The organism is Rhizobium sp. CB3060, assembly GCF_025200735.1.
Classification (GTDB): domain Bacteria; phylum Pseudomonadota; class Alphaproteobacteria; order Rhizobiales; family Rhizobiaceae; genus Rhizobium.
In genome coordinates this window covers 424,178-445,944 of sequence record NZ_CP104159.1, presented here as the reverse complement: position 1 = coordinate 445,944, position 21,767 = coordinate 424,178, and the positions used below count along the sequence as shown (strand labels likewise).

Below are 21,767 nucleotides of genomic sequence, written 5' to 3'. Positions count from 1 at the left end.
CGACTTTCAGCAAAATACGTGAGCGGCATCCGGATCGAAATCCAGATGCACCTGTTCGCCACGGCTGAGCCCGGTAATTGCTTCATGGCCGAAGGGAAGGCGCACGGCCAGGGCCTCGCCTGCGGCGGTTTCGGTGGCAACATGAACGTTATTGCCGAGGAAAGTGATATCGCTGACAGTCGCCGCAAGGCTGCCTTTCTGCACTCGGTTTCGCGACAAGCGAATGCGTTCGGGCCTCAGCATCAACGCTCCCCTCTTTCCGGAGATGGCCTGGCCATGCACCGGAATTCTGAAGACCGCGTCGCCACCAAGCGAGATCGTCGCGTGTCCATCCGTCGATGACAGCAGATCGCAGGAAATGAAGTCGCTGTCGCCGATGAATTCGGCAACAAAGCGGGTGCGTGGATTGGCGTAGAGTTCCGGTCCGGTTCCGATCTGGTCGATGACGCCCTTGGAGAACACCGCAATGCGATCGGAGAGACGCAGGGCCTCCTCCTGATCGTGCGTGACGTAGAGGATCGTCACCTCGGTCTGTTGGTGAATCCGGCGTATCTCGTGCTGGATTTCTTCGCGAAGCTTCTTGTCGAGTGCCGAAAGCGGCTCGTCCATCAAAAGCACCGGCGGATCATAGGCGAGAGCCCTGGCGAGCGCGACGCGCTGCTGCTGGCCGCCCGACATCTGCGCGGGCTTGCGATCCTCAAATCCCTCAAGCCTGACAAGCCGCAGCATTTCCTTGACCTTGCTATCGACTTCCGCCTTGGACTTGCGCCGTACCTTGAGCGGAAAAGCGATGTTTTCACCGACCGTCAAATGCGGAAACAAGGTGTACCGCTGGAAGACCATGCCGATATTGCGCTTATGCGACGGGGTCGAAAGCAGCGTTTGCCCGTTGAGGCTTATGTCGCCTTTCGTCGGGTTTTCGAAGCCCGCCAATATGTAGAGGGTCGTGCTTTTGCCCGAACCGGACGGCCCGAGAAAGGTCAGGAACTCGCCACGCTGGACCTCGAGATTGACATCTTGCACCGCGACGACAGGACCGTATTCCTTGCGGATGCCTCTGATCTGTAGGAAAGATTCGTTCATGATTTCAGTACCTTGCGTGCGATCGCGACAAGCGCCATCAAAGTGATCGTCAAGAGGATGAGAAGGGACGATGCCGCAGCGATGACCGGCGTCAGATCTTGCCTGAGGGTGGACCATACCTTCACCGGCAGCGTCTGCAGTGTGGGGCTCGCCATGAAGATCGCCACCACCACTTCATCCCAGGATGTCAGGAACGAGAAGACAGCCGCGGAAAACAGTCCATGGCTGATGGCCGGCAGGGTCACCCTGATCTTCGCCTCAAGAGGCGACGCACCGCACAGCACCGCGGCATCCTCGATGGATTTGTCGAACCCTTCGAGCGCATTGGATATCGAAAGGATGGAGAAGGGCAGTGCCAGCACGAGATGCGAAATGACAAAGCCAATCATGGTGCCGCCGAGACCCATCCTCAGGAAGAAGGCATAGAGAGCAACGGCGAGGACGACGACAGGCAGGATCATCGGCGTCAGGAAAAGCGCCTTCAGCGCGTCGCGGAACAAGAAAGTTCCACGCACCAGACCGAATGAAGTAATCAGCCCAAGCAGCACGGAAAGAACCGTGACGATCGAGGCGATCCTGAAGCTCGTCCAGGCGGATCCCAGCCATTGCGGATCGGCGAAAAGCTGGCTGTACCATTGTAGCGTCCAGCCCGGAGGCGGAAAGATCAGCCACTGCGAAGATCCGAAGGAAAGCGCCGCGATGAAGAGGATCGGCAGCAGCAAGAAGGCTGCCGTCAAGACGGTCACCGCCACAAGCACATATTTCCACCAGCCGAGGCGATCGAAATTGAGCAGCATGTCAGCGCCCTCCCGTGTTCTGCACGCCGAACAGCCGCAATTGGACCGCATAGAGCGAAAGCGTGACGACGAGGAGAACCAGGGCCGCGGCACCGCCCATTCCCCAGTTGACCAGGGACTGCACGAACTGGGCGATCAGTTCGGCCAGCATCATGTTCGCCGTGCCGCCGAGAAGCGACGGGGTAACGTAATAGCCGAGGGACATGACGAAGACCATCAAGGCACCCGCGACCATGCCTCGCGCAGCCAAAGGCAGAAGGACGCGCGTAAGACATTGCCAGCGGTTCGCGCCGCAAAGTGCCGCCGCCTGCAGGATGGCCGGGTCGATCTTCTTGATGACGCCATAGAGGGGCAGGATGATGAAAGGCAGCATGATATAGGTCATGCCGATCGTTACACCGGTCAGATTGTTGACGAGCGGCAGCGGCCGGTCGATCAGTCCCATTCCAATCAACATCTTGTTGATCAGCCCGGTACGCTGAAGCAGGACCATCCAGGCATAGGTTCGTGCTAGCAGATTGGTCCACATCGACAGCAGCAAGACTGCGAAAATCACCGAAGCCAGCCTTGTCGGCATGATTGCCAGCGTCCAGGCGACGGGAAAGCCGATCAGCAGCGAAATTGCCGTCACAAGGCCGGAGACAATGAAGGTGTTGGCGAATATCTTCAGATACGTCGCCGAACCCAGGAGTTCAGCATAGTTGCCGAAGCCCACAACCGGTTCCAGCACGCTTCGCAGCAAAAGGGCGACGACCGGTACAATGAAGAAGATCCCAACAAAAATCAGCGCCGGCATAATTTCGCCTAAGCCCGCAGGCCTGACGGCCTTGGACGTAGTCGCAGTTTCACTGGCGACGTCAATGTAAGTCGACATGGCAATCCTTTCCCGCCGTAGGATCAGACAACGGCGCCAGCTCCGAGGAAGATTTCGAACCTGCGTCAGACACCGCGGGCGGAACGACGCCCGCGGTGAAGCCTCGGAGTTTCTTCAACTTATTTGGCCTGCCAAGCATACCACCGCTTGCCGATTTCATCGCGATTTTCGGCCCAATACTTCATGCTTGCATTGACTTGGCTGGCGGTCTGCTGGTCCGGCAAGGTCTTGGCTATTGCCGGGTCCATCAGCTTGGCCGAGTCGATGTTGATGGGTGCGTAGCCGGTCGCCTTGGCAAGATCGGCCTGCGGCTGGGCCGACGTTGCAAGCGCAATGAACTTCATCGCGGTTTCAAGGTTCGGTGCACCCTTCGGAATGACCAGCGAGTCGGCCGCCGTGATGTTCTGCTCCCAAGAGGTTTCCGTCTTGATGCCGCTGGCGGCGAGCGCGGTCATGCGGCCATTCCACAGGCTGCCGAACGGGGCCTCGGCGGATGCGAGAAGCTGCTGCGACTGGGCGCCGCTGGACCACCAGATGATGTCAGATTTGATCGTATCCAGCTTCTTGAATGCCCGATCGAGATCCAGCGGGTAGAGCTTGTCGGCAGGAACGCCATCGGCCAGCAACGCCGCCTCGATCACGCCCGGGGCCGACCATTTGTAGAAGGTACGCTTACCGGGAAATTTCGCCGTGTCGAAGAGATCGGCCCAGGTCTTGGGGCAGGCGCTCACGGCGTCCGCATTGCAGCCGATCACGAAGGAATAGTAGAAGCTGCCGACCGAATAGTCCGTGACGAAACGAGGGTCGAGCTTGGACTTGTCGATAACGGAGAAATCCAGTTTTTCCAGCAGCCCGTCCTTGCCCGCCTGGGCGGCATAGTCGCCCTCGACGTCGACGACATCCCAACTGACCTGGCCCGCTTCGACCATGGCTTTCAGCTTGCCGTAATCGGTAGGTCCATCCTGTGCGACGACGGTGCCGGTCTTGTCTGCAAACGGATTGGCCCAGGCGACCTTCTGTGCGTCCTGCGTGGTTCCTCCCCAGCTCGTGAAGACCATCGTTTCGGCCTTTGCGGCCCCGGACACAGCCATTATTGCGGCGAAAGCCGCCAGTGCGATTGTACGTTTCATGTTCCCTTGTCCTTATACTTGGTGTCTTACAGGCATGCCTTATGCGGCTGGCGGGCTCTTCCCCAGAGGGGAGAAACCTGCCGGCTTCATAATCTTGTTCTCGGCCACTTCGATCAGGTCGCGTATCTTCGGCAGGAAGGCCTGCCATTGCGGGTCGGTCGCCAATCTCTGGCGCCTTGCCTCGCGATCATCGAGGCTTTCATAGGCCCAGATGTGAACGATCTCGTTGATGGTCCCGATCTCCGAAAAGAAATAGCCGACCAGATTGCCGAGATGAGCTTTCTGAATGGCGATCCCTTCTTCCTCGACGACCTTCAGATATTGCGGGATTGCACCGTTCTTCAGCCGATAAGTCCGGATTTCATAGAACATCGGCGTCACCTCATGACGAAAGGATCGGGGATCGGATCGTCCGACGTCCTGAGCCAGATTGTCTTCGTGCGGGTAAAATCGAGGGCCGCGGCCAAGCCGCCTTCCCGGCCATGGCCGGAAAGGCCAAAGCCGCCGAAAGGTGCAATCGGCGATACGGCGCGATAGGTATTGACCCAGACGATACCCGCCCGGATGCCCTTCATCAGGCGGTGGGCTCGCGTGAGATTCTGGGTGAAAACGCCCGAGGCAAGACCATAGCGCGTATCGTTGGCGATCTTCAGCGCTTCTGCTTCAGTTTCGAACGATACCACCGACAGAACCGGGCCGAAGAACTCCTCGGCAAGCGATGGCGAGGCGACATCGTCGCAATCGAGGATCGTCGGCCGGAAATAATAACCCGCGCCGTCAGGCCGTTCGCCGCCGGTGACAAGGCGGGCGCCGCTCTGCACGGATCGTTCGACGAGCGCCGCAACATGATCCTGCTGACGTTTCGTTGCCAGCGGCCCCACTTCCGTCGCCATGTCCAGCGGCGAGCCGATGCGGATCGCCTCCGCCTTGGCCTTCAGCATCGCCAGGAAGCGTTCCTTGACGCTTCGCTCGACGATTAGCCGCGAGCCGGCGACGCAGCTTTGTCCGGTTGCCGCGAAGATACCGGCAACCTGCGCATTAGCGGCACTTTCGAGATCGGCATCGGCAAAGACGATGAAGGGCGACTTGCCGCCGAGCTCAAGCGAGGTGGAGGCGAGATTTTCCGCCGAATTGCGCACGATATGACGCGCCGTTTCCGGCCCGCCGGTGAATGCGATATGGGCGACCTTCGGGTGCCGGCTGAGAGCGGAGCCGCAGGCGGGGCCGAAACCGGTAATGATATTGACGACGCCGGCGGGAAAGCCTGCCTCGTCGACGAGGCGCGCAAACTCCAGAAGCGGCGCCGGTCCGTCCTCCGATGCCTTGACGACCATGGTGCAGCCGGCGGCCAGCGCCGGGCCGATTTTGACGGCCGACAGGAAGAGCTGGCTGTTCCAGGGCACGACCATGGCGACGACGCCGATCGGTTCGCGGCGCAGCCAGACATCCATGTCAGGCTTGTCGATCGGAAGATAGGAACCCTCGATCTTGTCGGCGATCCCGGCATAATAGCGATAATAATCGGCAACATAGGCGATCTGCGCCGAAGTCTCGCGAATGATCTTGCCGGTATCGCGGGTCTCCAGCTCGGCCAGCTTCTGCGCATTGGCTGCAACCAGATCAGCAAGCTTGTAAAGGAGCTTGCCGCGCTGGGTGGCCGTCAATTTCGACCAGGGTCCGTCATAGAGCGCCTTCTCCGCCGCATCTACGGCACGATCGACATCCTTCTCGCGCGCCTCCGGCATCTCGGCCCAGATTTCGCCGGTCGCCGGATCGACGCTTGCAAACCGGGCCTCTCCGTCTACGAATTCGCCGTCGATGTAGGACTGGAAGCGTTGCATGGGGGTTTACTCCGCAAATGCCGGCATGACCTCGGCAATGAAGCGTTCGAGCGAAGCCTTCTTGCGCTCGAAGGACATGCCCGTGTCGATCCAGAAGGAATATTCGTCATAGCCCATGGATTCGTAGGTCTTCAGGCGGGCGATAACGGTCTCGGCATTGCCGACGACGTTGTTGGTGCGCATGACCGCATCGGAAAGCATCGGGTTCGCGCTGATCTCCTCCTCCGGGATCCGCTCGATCAGGCCCTGCTTGACAGGCTTCTCGTTTTTGAACCAGGCGAAGAAGTAGTTGTAATAAACGCTCAGTTCGTGGGCTGCCTGCGCGATGTCCTCCTCGGATGAGCCGACATAGGTATGGCGCAGCAGCATGATCTTGGGTCGGTCGATATCGGGATTCTTGGCGCAGGCATCGTTGAAGCGGCCCATCAGCGCCACGACTTCGTCATCGCCCTGCCAGAGCGGCGTCACCTGGACGTTGCAGCCATTGGCAACGGCGAACTCATGCGAATTCGGGTCGCGCGCAGCAACCCAGATCGGCGGGTTCGGCTGCTGCAGCGGTTTCGGCGCCGAAGTGGTCGAAGGGAATTTGAAAAACTCCCCGTCATGGGCATAGTCGCCGTTCCATATGCCCTTGACCGCTGGAATGAGCTCGCGCATCCGCTGGCCGGCGCCCCAGGCGTCGAGGCCGGGAAGCAGGCGCTCGTATTCGAAGGAATAGGCGCCGCGCGCAATGCCGATATCGAGCCGCCCGTCACAGATGATGTCGGTCATGGCCGCCTCGCCGGCGAGCTTGATCGGATGCCAGAACGGCGCGATCACCGTTCCCGTCCCAAGCCTTGCCCGCGATGTGCGGCGCGCCAGATCGGCGATGGTCACGAAAGGATTGGGCGCGATGGTGAAATCCATGCCGTGATGTTCGCCCGTCCATATGGCATGCATGCCACCCTTATCGGCGATTTCACAGAGAGCCACGAACTCGTCATAGAGGCTCTTGTGGCTCTGGCCGGCGTCGAGACGCTCCATATGAACAAAGAGAGAGAATTTCATGGCTGTGCTGCCTTTGCTGGAACCGAACGGACCGTGCCGACGGTCTCGTCGCCGAAATAAACGCCAAAATTGCCGAGCTGGCTCTCAACCGCGAAGCGCGCAACGATGTCGGCGGTCGAACTTGTCTTGAAATGGGCCTTGGCCAACGTGTCGGGTTTCAGGAACCTGCCATTGCGCGGCTCGCCTTCCGAGGCGAAGGCGCGGTAGACGATGTGTTGCTTTCCATCGCTCTTGCCTTCGTAAACCGAGTAGAGGAAGCCGATCGTCACCGAAAGCCCCGTGAGTTCTTCCAGATAATCGCGAAGTATGTCGGCAGGGCTTCCCTCCTTGCCATCACAGCTCGGCAGCGAAAGGATCTCATCGCCGATGAGAAGAACCTCGCCATGATGCTCCAGAACGGCTGCGAGTTCGATATTCCCTTCGGCTGCAGCCGAAACGGCCTTGCTGGCGAGGATCGGCGTAAAGTAGCCGCCGCGGGCATAACCCAATCCGTTCAGCCCGCTGTTTTCGAAGGCTTCGATCCGCCCCATCAGGATGACGTGGTCACCGGCTTCGACCAATTTTTCCAGGGCGCACTCGAACCACGCCGCAACGTTCGCCAAGATTGGGCAGCCTGCGGCGCCCGCCTGCCAATCGACCAGCGCGAACCGATCTTCGACCGGGCGCGCGAAGGTATTGGACACATCCTTCTGGCTTTCCGACAGAACATTGATGGCGAAATGCTTCGCGCTCGTCATGGTCGCGTAGTTACGGGAGGTCTTAGCCAGGCAAACAAGCAAAAGAGGTGGATCGAGCGACACCGACGTAAAGGAATTTGCCGTGAAGCCGATAGGCTTTCCGTCCGCATCCTGGGCGGTCACGACCGTTACCCCTGTCGCGAAGGCGCCGAAAGCATCGCGAAGCGCTCTTGGGTCCGCAAGCTGTAGGGTCATTTCACATCCTCCCCCTCTGAAAGCCATTCGGCGAGCAGCGCATTTACGGTGTCGGGTGCGGTCAGATTGACCATATGGCGATGGCCTTCGACGATCCGCGCCCAACCATGGGGCGCAAGTGCCGCCATTTGGGTCGCCATCAGCGGCGTCGAATTGGGGTCATCCGATCCCGTCAGAAACAACGCCGGTCCCTTGACGTCCTTCCAGCGATCCGCATAGGTCTCGTCCCCTTCGGCAAATGCCGAATAAGCGACGGCATAGCCCTGCGGATCGACAAGGCTCAGCCATTGCCGCGTCAGGTCGCGCGCAACGACACTGTCGGGATCGTCGCCGAACCATCGAAGTAGCGGGCCTTCCTTGTCCACACCCGTCAGGGGAATGGCAGCCGCGCGCGCGAGCACCGCCGCCTTTGCCTCCGGGTCACGCCGGTAGACGCCGTTGAGATATGCCACACGCTTGATACGGCTGCCGAACGTTGCAGCCGCCCCTCCGGACACCAATGCACCCATCGAGTGGCCGGCAACATTTGCGGTCTCAATCGCCATCTCGTCTAGGAAATGCCCAAACCAGGCGACGAATTCCTCAAGGTGGCTTCCGACCGGCAATCCGGCACTTTCACCATGCCCGGGCATGTCGACGGCGATTACGCGATGGCTTCCAGCAAAGGCTGATATCTGCGGCGCCCACGCTTCAAGCCGCATGCCGACACCGTGGATCAGGACAAGCGGCTCACCGCTTCCGGCTTCGTAATAAGCCGTTCCGCGGGCAGTCTTGTTCCTCGCGAAGACCCAGTCGATCTTTCGGGAGGCGCCTTGCGTGTTTGATCCAACGGTCAGCATATCAGCGCCCAGCCTTTCAAACGCCGGCGGGGTTGGCGACGTCTTGGCCCAGATCCTTGAGATCCTGGTAGCGATCGCCAATGCGATGATGCGGACGCCCGCCCACGGACGCACCAAGCGCGACGACAATTTCGTCGGCGGCCGGTGCATCTGGAATTGCGGTCTGGATCGTCAGGTAATGCGAGCGGCGCCCTTCATCGTTCTTGTCCATCAGCGGGATCATGATCGGAGAATTGGCGGGGCCGCGCGTATTGCAGAAGGCGAGATAGGATTTGGCGCCGACCGCATGGCGATAATGATTGCCGAAGCGAAGCGTGTGAATCAGTGCCGATGCATGCTCGAGCTCGCCATCCAGGCCGACCACCGCTGATTTTCCGTATGCTTCGACGGCATCGCCGGAGCCAACGGCCTCGATGATCATCTTCGTCAGCAGCTCGCCAAGGATCGGAGCGACCGCGTGAATTTCGGGCTTCAAGTCTTCGACGAAGCCACGTCCGGCCCAGGGATTTTTCACAACGGCGTAGGCGGAAAACAGCTTCAGGGGAACCTGCGCCGGCTTACCGCCCTCGATCAGCGTCGTCTCGATCTGCAGCCCGGTCTTACGAATTTGGATAGTCATCGAACACCTCAATTCTGACGTTGTGTATTATGGTATGCCATAATATTAAAGTGTCAAGCCGATTTCTCCCGGCTAAGAAGATTCAAGGTGAATGTCGGAAAAAATTATGTGAAAACAAATAATTAGATTAGCGCTCGCGCTATGCCATCTACAACGAACTTCCCAGATCGCTCAGAGTCGGCCACTTGGGCCTTCGAACGAGTAGTGGCTAGGCTAGGTTCGTCGCGACAGGCCTGCAGCGCTTCAGCGGTGTCGATGAATGTTAGACGAGCGTTGGGCAGGCACGGCAATGCATTTCATATGACGCTCCACCTTATTACTTATTATGGCATACCATCACATTGAGCAAAGTTGGGTGTCAAGCTTGCAATGTGGGGTTTGCCGTATTTTGCGGAGTCGCGGGAGCGCCCGCGAGGAGACTCGCGGGCCCAATCAGATCGAAATTGAAGATCGAAAGAGGTTCCAATCGCTCCCGGACTGCATGCAGGGAGCGTTTACAGGCCTAATCGGCGGATTCCTTAGCGGAGAGAACCGCTTCCGCAATGGCGCTGGCGGCGGCAACATGGTCCATGGCGGCCTTGTAGGCACCCTCCCCGTCACCACGGCGGATCGCGTCCACGATCTTCGCCATTTGGCGCGGGCCCTCGATGTCGCGATTTTCCGTCTTGATCGTCATCGACCGAAGATGATTTATGCGCACGGTGAGGAGATTGACGACGCCCCAGGCGACATGCCTGTCGACCATCGTGAACAGCGTCTGATAGAAAGAAGATGTGTGCGCGAGCACTCCGGGCATGTCCTTGTCGCGGTAGCTATCGCGGATACCCTGCAGCGACGCCTCCAGCGCTGCGACGATCTCCGGACTTCCGCGCTGCGCGCACAGTCGCGCCGCCATACCTTCGAGCACACCGCGGATCTCGTAGATCTGCTTGGCCTCGTCGAGATCGAGCTGGGCGACGATCGGGCCCTTGTTTGGCAGATTGGCGACCAGCCCTTCCGATTCCAGATGCCGCAGAACCTCGCGCACAATCGTCCGGCTCACGCCGAGCTGAGCACACATGTCGCGTTCGACAAGTCGATCTCCCGGGCGAAAATATCCGCTCACGATGGCTTCGCGGACCTTATCGAGCGCGAGCTCTCGCAGCGTTTTTGCGGGACGCTCCACTCTGATCGCCGCGTCCTTTAGAGCACCGCTCATTCTTGCACCTCAGTATTGGACGTGTTTCGCACGCTCGACTTCCGTTCGGCAATCGACTTTATTAGAATCGTATTATGGCGTACCACACACTGTCGGCGGTTGGCAATTCAACCAGTGTGCAAGACTGTCCGCCCATGCGTTCGGATGCTTAGGCTTCCTGCCGGCCAATCCGCCTCTATCGAGCAGACCGAGCAAATTGCGCTGCGCCTAGCCGATTCGCGCAGGATTTTTCGTGAAGACTACGCTGCGCTACGCGTTGTTAATAATGGTTTATGGCTTCAGACGGTAGAATTCAAAGGCAGCGCATAGCGGACATGATGTCTCCTGCCGTCCCCCAAGGCATGACCTGTCAATCTGAGTTTGCGTATCCTCATGTCTTCCAATCCGACGCCCCGCCATTTCCGTGCCCAAACTTCTTCCGTGATCGCGATAACGGTGTGCTTCATCGCCGTCGCGTTGGTGTTGACCGGCCTCGTGGCGCATGTGGTCGCGACGATGACACGGTCAGCGAACGAAATCGACGATGCGCGGGCAGACCGCGCTGCGCGTGCCGCGATCATTTCGTTCATGGCCAAGCTCAGCGGCACGATGAAAGACAATGCCGTCTGGGATGATGCCTATGCTGCTATTGGCTCGGCTGCCGCTGCGGATTGGGCCTTTGAGAATTGGGGCAAAACTAGCGCGGATTATTCACTCTATGATGGTGCCGTTGTAATCGGGCCCGATGGCAATGCGGTTTCCGCCTATCTGAAGGGCAAACCCTTTCAGCCGCGCGACTATTTCGGAGCCGGCTTCGACCGCCAGATTGAAGCTGCCGCCACCCCGCAGCCAGCACCCTTGCTCAATTTCTTCAAGACTGAGGCGGGAATCCTGCTTGTGGCATCACAGGCAATACAACCCTTCGAAGCGAAGGGCGAGCTTCCGAAGCTCAGCGTTTTGACTTTCTTTAAAGAGCTGACCCCAGAGGTCATCGATGCACTCTCGGATGAGCACGAGCTTGACGGTCTGCGGCTCCAGGCGACGCCCGAACCGAACCAGTTGAATTCCCCGATCAAGGACATGGGTGGCACGGTCATCGGCTATCTCGTTTGGCCTAGCAAGGCTCCGGGGAACGCCATTTTTGACAAGGTCTATCCCTATGTGACTGCCGCCGCCAGCATCCTCGCCCTTTTTCTGGCAGCCGTCCTGCTTGCAGGCGCGTCCGAAGCCGGGCGTCTCCGCCGTTTGGCCGAGGCGGCCAGATTTGAAGCAGGTCATGACAGTTTGAGCGGCCTGCTGAACAGACACGGCCTTCTTGGGATGCTGGATCAACTGGACAATACCAGCTTGCCAGCATCGCTCTACATGATCGATCTCGACGGTTTCAAAGCTGTCAACGATGCGTGGGGACATGCAGTCGGAGACGAACTGATCCGGATTGTCGCAAAAGCGCTGCAGGGCTGTCATCCCGAAATCCATGATTCTGCAAGGTTAGGCGGTGACGAGTTCGCGTTGGTGCAGGTCGGATCCGCTCCACATCGAGATATAGAAGAATCCATTCTCAAACTTTTTCGCAATCCCTTCAAAATTGGCGGGCGCACGATCGAAGTCGGGACGAGCATTGGCGTGGCGGGCCGCATCGGCAATATCGCGCCACTGGAGCTTCTGCGCAGAGCCGATATCGCTCTTTACCGCGCCAAAGAAAATGGCAAGGGCCAGGCCGTTACCTACGATCTCGAACTGGATCGCGAGCGCCAGCGTATCGCCGAACTGGAAGGCGAGCTGAGAAACGCTATCAATAGCGGCGCGATCGAACCGGTTTTCCAGCCGCTCGTGTCGGCATCAACGGGTGCAATCATTGGTCTTGAGGCTCTCGCACGCTGGCGAAGTGCGGCTGGAAGCATCAGCCCGGAAGTTTTTATTCCGCTTGCCGAAAAGTCCGGCCTTATCGATGCATTGGGCGTTCATATGCTACGGACGTCGATCCAGCATGCGAAGGCCTGGCCGTACCTGGCGCTTTCGGTCAATGTCTCGCCCATCCAGCTCTGCAATCCGGACTTTGCCGCACAAGTCACGGCAGTCCTTGATGAATCCGCTTTCGATCCCACTCGCCTGACGCTGGAAATAACCGAGGGCGTCCTGATGACCAATCCTGACCAGGCGCGCCGATCAATCGATGTGCTCCGGCGCATCGGCATCAAATTCGCGCTCGATGACTTCGGCTGCGGCTATGCAAGTATCGGCGCCTTGCGGCAATTCGGATTCGATCGCATGAAGATCGACCGGTCGCTGGTGTTGGGCCTGGAAGAGAACGCCAACGGCATCGATATTCTGCGCGCCACGGTCGCTTTGGCAACGGCGCTTGAAATTCCGGTGACGGCCGAGGGGATCGAGAATCTTCGCCAGGCGGAAATACTGCGAGCCTCCGGCTGCGACCAATTGCAGGGCTACCTAGTCGGCAAGCCTATGTCGTCCAGTGAAATCGGCGAAAAGCTCCGTCAGCGCAACTCAGCCGCGTGATCTATCAGCCTCTGAGCTAATCGAGCCGTCGAGATACAGGCTGCGGCATTGGACCTATGCCGGTTGATCGATCAGCCGCTGCGCGGTGAATTTGTCGGTCACCAAGGTATCAATCACACCTATACGCAGTGCGCCGGCGATAGCGGCGGTCTTCTTTTCGCCTCCCGCAAGCGCAATCACCCGGTCAACCTTGGCAAGCTCATCAAGCGAGATACCGATCACCCTCTCGTCCAGGGGCGTTTTGACCGGTTTTCCCTTGCCGTCGAAGAAACGCAAGGAAATATCGCCGACCGCTCCAGCATCGGCCAAGTCCGCTAATTCGCGCGACGAGAAGATATTGCCGGACCGGGCCAGAAGCTCGGACGGTTCGACCGCGCCGATGCCGACGATTGCGACGCTGATCGCCCCGAAAAGCTCGATCGTTTCCCGCACGAACGGATCGGCCATCATAAGCAGCTTGGCCTCCCTTGAACTTGTCACGCCTTGGACCGGAAGGAGTTTGGGTTCGGCGCCAGTCAAACGGGCGAGCCTTGTGGTTAGCTGCGTCGCATGGGTCTGAACGGAAGGGTCGCCCATGCCACCGAGGGTCTGAACGATATATTTTGCCTGGGCGCTTTTTTGCGGGTGGATATTCTCCACCATCTTGAAAATCGTCTGGCTCCAGCTTGAAACGCCGATAATTTCGCCCTCGGAAAGGGTGACTTCGAGAAGGTGAGCGGCGGCTTCGCCGATCCGCGCCATGATGGCGCCTTCCCGGTCTTCGGAACATTCCACGACGATCGCTTCGGGAAGATTGAAACGTTCCCGGAGCGCGGTTTCGAGTTCGGTATAGGTTCCGACAGGTGGGATAACGGTGGTCCGCACGATGTCTTCGGCTTCCGCCCGCTTGAGCATTCGAGAGACGGTCGCCTGCGACAGCCTCAGGTGCTGGGCAATATCAGCCTGTCTCTTGTGCTCGATGTGATACATCTGTGCGACACGAGAAATCAGGCGAAGCTCGTTGATCCGTCCCATGCTTGTTCCATCAGTGAATTTTTATTCACCAATAGCGGGCGGCGGTTCGAACGTCGAGCGTGCAATCGCATCATTCCACGTTTTAAACCTTTCCGCGTTGTCGTTTGCCCGCGGCTTGATGATTGTGTTCTGTCGAGGAAGGCGACCGATAGCGTCAAGATCCGCCCACATGCCCAACGACAGGCCGGCCAGATAGGCGGCACCCAGCGCCGACGCCTCCGGCGCTGCGCATTGAATAACAGCGTGCTCCAATAGATCCGCGACACACTGCATGAGAAACGTATTCTGACTGGGTCCACCGTCGACATAGAGCGAGCCGATGTTTCCTCCATTCTGCTTCTGCATCGCCTGGAAGACATCATGCACCTGCAGCGCAATGGAATCGGTAACGGCCCTCGCCAACTGCGCGCGGGTGGTGCTGAAGTTGATTTGGGAAAACAGCGCGCGAGCATCCGAATTCCAATGGGGCGCCCCGAGGCCGACAAACGCGGGAACGAAGCCGGGCCCACCCGGCTCGGCGGTCGCCGCCAGCTCGACGAGTGCGGTGACGTCGGAAAGCCCGAGAATTTCTGTCATCCACGGCAGGCTTGCCGCTGAGACGAGGATATTGCCTTCGAAAGCGAAGGTCGGTTTTCCCGCAATGCGCCAGGCAACGGTCGTCGTGATCCCATGTTGCGGTGCGATAAAGTGCGGCAGTGTCGTCATGACCGACGAACCCGTGCCGAACGTCACTTTGCCGTCTCCCGCCTTATGGGCCCCATGCCCGAAGAGAGCGGCGTGGCTATCGCCGATGGCAGCGCAAATGGACGTTCCGTCCGGCACGCCCGGGAGGCTCGTGGTCGTTCCGAATTGCCCGGCGCTGTCAAGAACTTCGGGAAGCAGGCCTTTGTCTACGCCAAACAATGTGCAAAGCTCGTCGCTCCAACGCTGGGCTTTCAGGTCGAAGAGTTGGCTGCGGGCTGCATTCGATGCGTCGCAGACATGCTTCTTACCACCCGTCAGGCAGTGGATAAGCCAGCTATCCACGGTGCCGATTCGCACTGCGCGCCCGGCCGGGGCGCGATCCAGCAACCATTTCATCTTCGAGCCGGGAAACATCGGGTCGATCGGCAGGCCAGTAGTCTCCTCGACCCACTGCGAATGCCCGAGCCCAATCAGCTTTTCGCAATCGCCGGCCGTACGGCGGCACTGCCAGCTCACGACGGGACCGAGCGCCTCGCCGGTATCGCCATCCCACATCGTTACCGATTCCCGCTGGTTGGAAATCGCAACCGCTTCGATCGCAACCTTTTCCGGCGCAGCTTCGATACAAGCACGTATCGCCTCGCATACCGATTGCCAGATGCGATTTGGATCCTGCTCGACCCAGCCTGGTTGCGGATAGCTAATGCCAACGGGCGCAGCACCGCGAGAAATCAGCTCGCCCTTTTCCGATACCAGAATGGCCTTGGAATTCGTCGTGCCCTGATCGATTGCCAGGATGGCTCGCATAAAATGTTTCCTCCCAAAATGGACCGGGGCATTCAGAGCAATGCCCCAGCGAACGCGCTGTCAGCGTCAGATCACTTCCTCTTGAGAAGCGCCGACGCCGCCTGCGCAATGGCGTCCGGAGCCATTCCGAATTCATCCAGAAGGAATTCCGCCGAGCCTGTCGGAGCATAGATACCAGGAACGCCCAGACGCTTCATCGGAACAGGCGCATTATCGACGACCACTTCGGCGACCGCAGAGCCGAGACCGCCGTAAATCGAATGCTCTTCGGCTGTCACGATGGCGCCCGTTTCCTTTGCGGCGGCAATGATAGCCTGCTCATCGATCGGCCGCACGGTTGCCATGTTGAGAACACGGGCGTCGATCCCCTGGCTTGCGAGGATTTCTGCGGCCTTGACGATGCGATGCGTCAGCGTGCCGTTGGCAATCAGCGTCACGTCCCTGCCCTCGCGCAGCACGTTGGCTTTGCCGAGCTCGAACTTATGATCGTCCGGCAGCAGGTCCGGAACGCCGACGCGCGACAGGCGCAGGAAGCAGGGTCCGGCATAGCTTGCCGCCCATTTTACAGCAGCAGCCGTTTCAATGCGGTCGCATGGCGCAATAACCGGAAGATTTGGCAGGACACGCGTCCAAGCGAAATCCTCGATGGAATGATGCGTCGGGCCGAGTTCGCCATAGGCCATGCCGGAGGAAATGCCGATCAGTTTGACGTTCGCATTCGAATAGGAAATATCGGCCTTGATCTGCTCCAGAGCACGGCCGGTCAGGAAGCACGCGGCCCCACAGACGAATGGGATCTGTCCGCCGTTCGCCAGCCCCGCTCCGACGCCGACCATGTTTTGTTCGGCAATGCCGACATTGACCAGTCGTTCCGGGAATTTGAATTTGAACCCGCCGAGCTTGGATGAGCCGACGGAATCGTTGCAGACCGCAATGATCGTCTGCTCGCTACCCGCCAACGCCTCCAAAGTCGCAGCGAAAGCATCACGGCAATCGTGAAGATTGATGTTCGAGTTGGGCGCGTCCATTAGAGTGCCTCCGACAGTTCTGCGACTGCTTGTTCGTATTGTTCCTTGTTCGGCACCTTATGATGCCACTCCACCCGGTCCTGCATGAAGGAGATGCCATGGCCCTTGTTGGTGTGGGCGATGATGCAGTGCGGACGCGGGCCGCGATGTTCCAATGCGGGAACGATTTGCGTCATTTCGTTGCCGTTGATTTCGCTGACTTCCCAGCCGAATGCTTCGAGTTTCGGTCTGAGCGGGGCGACATTATTGGTATCGGCGAGTGCCGCGCCTTGCTGGAAGCGATTGTGATCGATGATCAGGGTCAGATTGTCCAGATTGAACTGCGATGCCGCCATGATGGCCTCCCAGTTCGATCCCTCTTGCATCTCGCCGTCCCCGGTCATGACATAGGTGTGATAGCCGGCGCCATTCATCTTGCCGGCCTTGGCAATGCCGACGGACACAGGCAATCCGTGCCCCAACGGACCGGTGTTGGTTTCGACACCCGGCACCTTGTTGCAATTGGGATGGCCGTTGAGCCGTGAATGCGGCTGCAAAAACGTCGAGATCTCCTCTTCCGAAATGAACCCGCGCTTTGCCAAGGTAACGTACAGCGCGCAGGCCGTGTGGCCCTTTGACAGAATGAACCGATCACGATCGGGCCGCTTCGGTTCGCTGGGATAGATTTTCAGAACGCGAAAATAGAGAGCCGTCAGGATGTCGATCGCCGACATCTCACCGCCAATATGTCCCGCACCTGCGTCATAGACCGCTTGCAGGTCACGCAGGCGTATCTGACGCGCGACGCGCTCAAGTTCCTTAACTTGCATGATGCTCCCTCGTTGCATAAATATTCAATCACAGATATTTTTGCACAAAAGACCATTCAGTCAAGCCCATTTATTGATTGCATGCCGCTTTGGCAGAAAGCTATGCGCCTTTTTCAGCGCTTGACAGGCCAAATATGAGTTGATAATGAATTTTCCAACATGAATGCATAAATATGCAAGCTTGAAGGAAAATCACCTGAAGCAAGCATAAGGAGTGGAGGAGCCATGTCAGCCTTGGGCGTTAACGAGCAAAGCCGCCAGCCGCGAACCTCACTTGCATGGCTTAGCGGGGCCACGGGTCCGCTGATCGGCTTGCTGATACTCTGCGTTTTCCTGAGCGTTGCGACGGACCGGTTTCTTTCGGTGCGCAACGCGCTCAACATCCTCGATCAAATCACCGTGCTCGGCGTCATGTCCGTGGGTATGACCTTCGTCATTCTGATCGGCGGCATTGATCTTTCCGTCGGCTCGGTCCTTGCGCTGTCGATGATGGTGATGGGCTGGGTTGCCAATGTTGCGGGCTTGCCGATGGCCGTCGCAATCCCCTTGGCGCTCCTGGCTTCAGCTTTCAGCGGCCTGATTGTCGGCTTGATGGTCACGAGCTTCCGTGTGCCCGCCTTCATCGCTACCCTTGCGATGATGTCGGTCGCCCGTGGCATTGCCAATATGATTACCGATGGCCAGCAGATTGTCGGCTTTCCCGACTGGTTTACGATGCTGGCGATCGACCGTCACTTCGGCGTCCTGACCGCGACGGTCTTCCTGATGCTGGCGATCGTCATCGTCTCGTGGCTCTTTCTCAAATACCGCTCCGAAGGCCGCATGCTATACGCAATCGGTGGCAATCCCGAAGTCGCCCGCCTGGCCGGTATCAATGTGCCGGTGGTCACGATCGGCGTTTACGTCGTGTGCGCCATATTGGCGGGCGTTGCCGGGATCGTCCTTGCTGCGCGCCTGGATGCCGTCCAACCTTCAAGCGGCTTTGGCTACGAGCTCGACACCATTGCGGCCGTCGTCATCGGGGGAACGTCTCTATCGGGCGGTGCTGGCGGCATCGGTGGAACGCTGATCGGCGTGCTCATCATCGGCGTTTTGCGCAACGGCCTGAACCTGCTCAACGTCTCCCCATTCCTGCAACAAGTGATCATCGGCGTCGTCATCGTTCTTGCGGTCGGCGCTGAAACGCTGCGCCGGAGGAAGGCATAAGACGAGCCACTAAGGCCGATAGCCAGAATTCCCCTTCCGCTGCACGGACGGGGATTGTGAAAGCCCGAGGGCGGAGGACGTATCCAAGGGCGGATTGAAACCAAAGGAGGAACTCATGAAACTTTCCCGTACTCTCTTGACCACGGCAGCCATACTCGCACTGTCGCTGGGCTCGGTTCAGGCCAAGGAAGTCAAGAAACTCGGCCTCGCGGTCGCCAACCTTCAGGCAAACTTCTTCAACCAGATCAAGCAGGCTGTCGAAGCTGAGGCCAAGACCCGCGGCATCGAAGTCATCACCGTTGACGCGAAGGGCGACGGTCCGACGCAGGTCAACCAGGTCCAGGATCTTCTCACGCAGAACATCGACGCGCTCATCTACATTCCCGCCGGTGCCGCCGCCGCAACCATTCCGGTGAAGCTCGCCCATCAGTCGAACGTGCCGGTCATCAACGTCGACCGCAACGCCGACGGTGCACCTGGCGACACCTTCCTGGCTACGGATTCCGTCGCATCGGCAAACGCCGTCTGCAAGTACATCATCGAGAAGGCCGGCGGTAAGGGCAACATGGTGATCATCCATGGCCAGAAGGGCACGACGCCGGAAGTCGATCGCACGAAGGGCTGCATGGATGCCGTCAAGGCAAATCCCGGCGTGAAGATCGTCTCGGAGCAGTGGTCGAACATCTGGAGCCAGGATGAAGGCTTCCAGATCATGCAGAACATGCTCCAGGCCAATCCGGACGTTTCGATCGTCTTCGCGCAGGCTGATGCGCTCGCCCTCGGCGCTGCACAGGCCATCAAGGTCGCAAACCCCTCGCAAAAGATTGCTCTCGGCGGCTTCGATGGCGACACCGCGGCGCTCGAAGCGCTGAAAAACGGCGTCTTCGACGTGACCGCGACGCAGCAGACCCAGAAAATGGGCCGCGATGCCGTTGCCAATGCTGTAAAAATCGTCGGCGGCGAGAAAGCGCCGCCGGTCCAGCTTATGGATGCGACCCTGACCACAAAGGATAACGTGGCCGGCTTTATCGCCAACCATCCGTAAGCATAACCAAGGGAGCGGTGCGATGACTGATCCGGTGCTCACACTCAGAGGTATTTCCAAGCGCTACGGCCCTCTGGAAGTCCTGAAGAACGTCAGTCTCGATGTCTTCCCGGGCGAGGTCGTCGCCTTGCTCGGCGAAAACGGCGCGGGCAAATCGACCCTATCGGGCATCATCGCCGGATCACGCACGCCTTCCGAAGGTACCATGACATGGCAGGGGCAGCCCTATGCCCCTGCCAATCCGAGAGAGGCGATCGACAAGGGCGTGGTCCTGATCCACCAGGAGCTTCAACTGCTTCCCGAGCTGACGATCGCCGAAAATGTCTTCATCGGTCGCTGGCCGATGAAGAACGGCGTCGTCGACCGGACACAAATGGTCAAACGCGCTCAAGAACAGCTCTCGCGCCTGAACCTGCATATTCCTGCGACGCGCAAGGTGGCGGGACTGTCGACCGCCAACCAACAGCTCATTGAAATTGCCAAGGCCCTGGCGCTCGATGCGAAGCTGCTGATCCTCGACGAACCGACGGCCGCACTCGGCGGTGCGGAAACCGAGGCGCTCTTCGAGCAGGTCAGGAAATTGCGCTCCGAAGGCGTCGGGATCATCTACATTTCGCACCGGATGGAAGAGATCAAGCAGATCACCGACCGCATTGTCGTTCTTCGCGACGGCGAACGTGTTCAGGAATTTGCCGATAGCTCGACCCCTGTGCGCACGATCGTTGAAAGCATGGTCGGCCGTTCGCTCGATAGAATGTTCCCGACATTGCCGGTGCCGCAGGATCGTCCGGTGTTGCAGGTCGACGCTCTGACCTCGGTGGACGATTCATTCCGCGATATTAGCTTCGAGGTCAGGGCCGGAGAAATTCTGGGTATAGCCGGCCTGGTCGGCGCGGGGCGAACGGAATTGGTGCGGGCCATCTCCGGAGCGGATCCCGTAAGGTCCGGCGCTGTGCGCCTCAATGGCGAAGCGTTAAAACTGCATAGTCCGGCTGACGCGGTAGCGAGAGGCATCGTTATGGTGCCGGAAGACCGCAAGCTTCAGGGATTGGTCGTCAACCACCGCATCGCGGAAAATATCGTTTACCCAAACCTCGATCGGTTCGAAAGCCGCTGGATTACGTCCTCGATGAAGCGGGATTTCGCAAAAAGAGCCATTTCGACATTTGGTATCAAGGGCCGTGCTGATCAACTGGCCTCCGATCTCTCCGGCGGCAACCAGCAGAAGATCGTCATCGCAAAATGGCTGATGCGCGATCCCAAAGTGGTCGTGCTCGATGAACCGACCCGAGGCATCGATGTCGGGGCTCGCGCCGGCATCTACGACATCATTGTCGGCCTCGCGAACAGGGGCGTGGCCGTCATCGTGGTCAGCTCTGATCTGGAAGAGGTTCTCGGTGTATCAAACCGCATCCTTGTCCTTGCGCAAGGCAAACAAGCGGGAATTCTGGAGCGCGACCAGGCGAACGACGTCTCCGTCATGGAATTGGCTACAATCTAAAATGACATCAAGAAAGGAAGAGCGATGCCCGACATCACTCTGAATGCTCCCAAGCTTTTCGACCTCTCCGGCCAGGTTGCCTTTGTGACCGGCGCCGGTAGCGGTATCGGCCAGCGCATCGCGATCGGTCTGGCTCAATGCGGCGCAGATGTCGCATTGCTTGACCGCCGCAACGACGATGGCCTGTCGCAGACCGCCGAATTCGTTCGCAAGGCTGGACGCCATTCGATCCAGATTGCCGCCGATGTGACCAACAAGGCAGCGCTTGCCGAAGCGGTGGAACGGGCGGATGTCGAACTTGGTCCCCTCTCCCTCGCCCTCAATGCCGCAGGCATCGCGAATGCCAACCCTGCCGAGGAGATGGAAGAAGAGCAATATCAGACGCTGATGGACATCAACCTCAAGGGGGTTTTTCTGTCCTGCCAGGCCGAAGCGCGCTCGATGCTGAAGAGGGGCAAGGGATCGATCGTGAACATCGCGTCCATGTCGGGCGTCATCGTCAATCGCGGCCTGAACCAATGCCATTACAACGCGTCCAAGGCCGGCGTCATCCACATGTCGAAGTCCCTGGCAATGGAATGGGTCGGCCGCGGAATTCGCGTCAATACGATCTCCCCCGGCTATACGGCGACACCGATGAACACCCGGCCGGAGATGGTCCACCAGACGAAGCTGTTTGAAGAGCAGACACCGATGCAGCGCATGGCGACGGTCGATGAGATGGTTGGTCCCGCCGTATTTCTGCTTTCCAACGCGGCAAGCTTTGTCACGGGTGTCGACCTGCTGGTCGATGGCGGTTTCTGCTGCTGGTGAT

The 21,767-nt window shown here is 59.0% G+C and carries 20 protein-coding genes; 5 read left to right on the top strand and 15 right to left on the bottom strand.

From position 1 onward, the window contains the following. Positions 1-6: 6 nt before the first annotated feature. From N2601_RS21540 to N2601_RS21490, 11 genes are all read right to left on the bottom strand, one after another. Positions 7-1,083, bottom strand: coding sequence for an ABC transporter ATP-binding protein (locus N2601_RS21540; protein ID WP_104826386.1), 1,077 nt, complete (start codon positions 1,081-1,083; stop codon positions 7-9). Continuing rightward, positions 1,080-1,880: an ABC transporter permease gene (locus tag N2601_RS21535; protein WP_260304839.1), complete on the bottom strand. Its 801-nt coding sequence runs from the start codon at positions 1,878-1,880 to the stop codon at positions 1,080-1,082. Before N2601_RS21535 ends, N2601_RS21540 begins: the two co-directional genes overlap by 4 nt. A 1-nt stretch (position 1,881) precedes the next feature. Beyond that, a complete protein-coding gene (locus N2601_RS21530; protein ID WP_260304838.1) occupies positions 1,882-2,754 on the bottom strand; it encodes an ABC transporter permease in 873 nt (290 codons plus the stop codon). A gap of 119 nt (positions 2,755-2,873) precedes the next feature. Next, entirely contained in the window at positions 2,874-3,884 is a 1,011-nt protein-coding gene (locus N2601_RS21525) for a polyamine ABC transporter substrate-binding protein (protein WP_260304837.1), read from the bottom strand. Positions 3,885-3,923: 39 nt separating this feature from the next. After that, positions 3,924-4,256, bottom strand: a complete 333-nt coding sequence (locus N2601_RS21520) for an NIPSNAP family protein (protein WP_104826382.1) — start codon at positions 4,254-4,256, stop codon at positions 3,924-3,926. Positions 4,257-4,261: 5 nt separating this feature from the next. Continuing rightward, a complete protein-coding gene (locus N2601_RS21515) occupies positions 4,262-5,725 on the bottom strand; it encodes an aldehyde dehydrogenase (protein WP_260304836.1) in 1,464 nt (487 codons plus the stop codon). 6 nt (positions 5,726-5,731) lie between these two features. Further along, positions 5,732-6,772 carry an LLM class flavin-dependent oxidoreductase gene (locus tag N2601_RS21510; RefSeq protein ID WP_260304835.1) on the bottom strand — a complete coding sequence of 347 codons (1,041 nt, stop codon included), beginning with the start codon at positions 6,770-6,772 and terminating at the stop codon, positions 5,732-5,734. Then, complete coding sequence (locus N2601_RS21505; protein ID WP_260304834.1) at positions 6,769-7,704, bottom strand: flavin reductase family protein; 936 nt, start codon at positions 7,702-7,704, stop codon at positions 6,769-6,771. The genes N2601_RS21510 and N2601_RS21505 overlap by 4 nt, the downstream gene beginning before the upstream one ends. Next, positions 7,701-8,543: an alpha/beta fold hydrolase gene (locus N2601_RS21500; protein ID WP_260304833.1), complete on the bottom strand. Its 843-nt coding sequence runs from the start codon at positions 8,541-8,543 to the stop codon at positions 7,701-7,703. Before N2601_RS21500 ends, N2601_RS21505 begins: the two co-directional genes overlap by 4 nt. Positions 8,544-8,559: 16 nt before the next feature. Beyond that, positions 8,560-9,162 (bottom strand): amino acid synthesis family protein, encoded by a 603-nt coding sequence (locus tag N2601_RS21495; RefSeq protein WP_260304832.1) that lies wholly within the window; start codon positions 9,160-9,162, stop codon positions 8,560-8,562. A 502-nt stretch (positions 9,163-9,664) separates the two neighbouring features. Further along, positions 9,665-10,360, bottom strand: coding sequence for a GntR family transcriptional regulator (locus N2601_RS21490; RefSeq protein ID WP_260304831.1), 696 nt, complete (start codon positions 10,358-10,360; stop codon positions 9,665-9,667). Between the two features lie 372 nt (positions 10,361-10,732). Here N2601_RS21490 and N2601_RS21485 point away from each other — a divergent pair, with 372 nt between their 5' ends. Continuing rightward, a complete protein-coding gene (locus N2601_RS21485) occupies positions 10,733-12,859 on the top strand; it encodes a bifunctional diguanylate cyclase/phosphodiesterase (RefSeq protein WP_260304830.1) in 2,127 nt (708 codons plus the stop codon). 54 nt (positions 12,860-12,913) lie between these two features. Here N2601_RS21485 and N2601_RS21480 read toward each other — a convergent pair whose 3' ends face one another. The 4 genes from N2601_RS21480 to N2601_RS21465 form a co-directional block, all read right to left on the bottom strand. Continuing rightward, positions 12,914-13,873, bottom strand: a complete 960-nt coding sequence (locus N2601_RS21480) for a sugar-binding transcriptional regulator (RefSeq protein ID WP_260304829.1) — start codon at positions 13,871-13,873, stop codon at positions 12,914-12,916. A gap of 21 nt (positions 13,874-13,894) precedes the next feature. Then, positions 13,895-15,364, bottom strand: a complete 1,470-nt coding sequence (locus N2601_RS21475; RefSeq protein ID WP_260304828.1) for an FGGY family carbohydrate kinase — start codon at positions 15,362-15,364, stop codon at positions 13,895-13,897. A gap of 71 nt (positions 15,365-15,435) precedes the next feature. Beyond that, a complete protein-coding gene (locus N2601_RS21470) occupies positions 15,436-16,392 on the bottom strand; it encodes a transketolase family protein (RefSeq protein WP_260304827.1) in 957 nt (318 codons plus the stop codon). After that, on the bottom strand, positions 16,392-17,201 hold the full coding sequence (locus tag N2601_RS21465; RefSeq protein WP_260304826.1) for a transketolase: 810 nt from the start codon (positions 17,199-17,201) through the stop codon (positions 16,392-16,394). Before N2601_RS21465 ends, N2601_RS21470 begins: the two co-directional genes overlap by 1 nt. Before the next feature lie 225 nt (positions 17,202-17,426). On the opposite strand from N2601_RS21465, the gene N2601_RS21460 reads away from it, so the two are divergent. From N2601_RS21460 to N2601_RS21445, 4 genes are all read left to right on the top strand, one after another. Continuing rightward, a complete protein-coding gene (locus N2601_RS21460; RefSeq protein ID WP_104826370.1) occupies positions 17,427-18,407 on the top strand; it encodes an ABC transporter permease in 981 nt (326 codons plus the stop codon). Between the two features lie 115 nt (positions 18,408-18,522). After that, complete coding sequence (locus N2601_RS21455) at positions 18,523-19,452, top strand: sugar ABC transporter substrate-binding protein (RefSeq protein ID WP_260304824.1); 930 nt, start codon at positions 18,523-18,525, stop codon at positions 19,450-19,452. Positions 19,453-19,474: 22 nt separating this feature from the next. Further along, complete coding sequence (locus N2601_RS21450) at positions 19,475-20,953, top strand: sugar ABC transporter ATP-binding protein (RefSeq protein WP_260304823.1); 1,479 nt, start codon at positions 19,475-19,477, stop codon at positions 20,951-20,953. A gap of 24 nt (positions 20,954-20,977) precedes the next feature. After that, complete coding sequence (locus N2601_RS21445) at positions 20,978-21,766, top strand: SDR family oxidoreductase (RefSeq protein ID WP_260304822.1); 789 nt, start codon at positions 20,978-20,980, stop codon at positions 21,764-21,766. Position 21,767 lies beyond the last annotated feature (1 nt).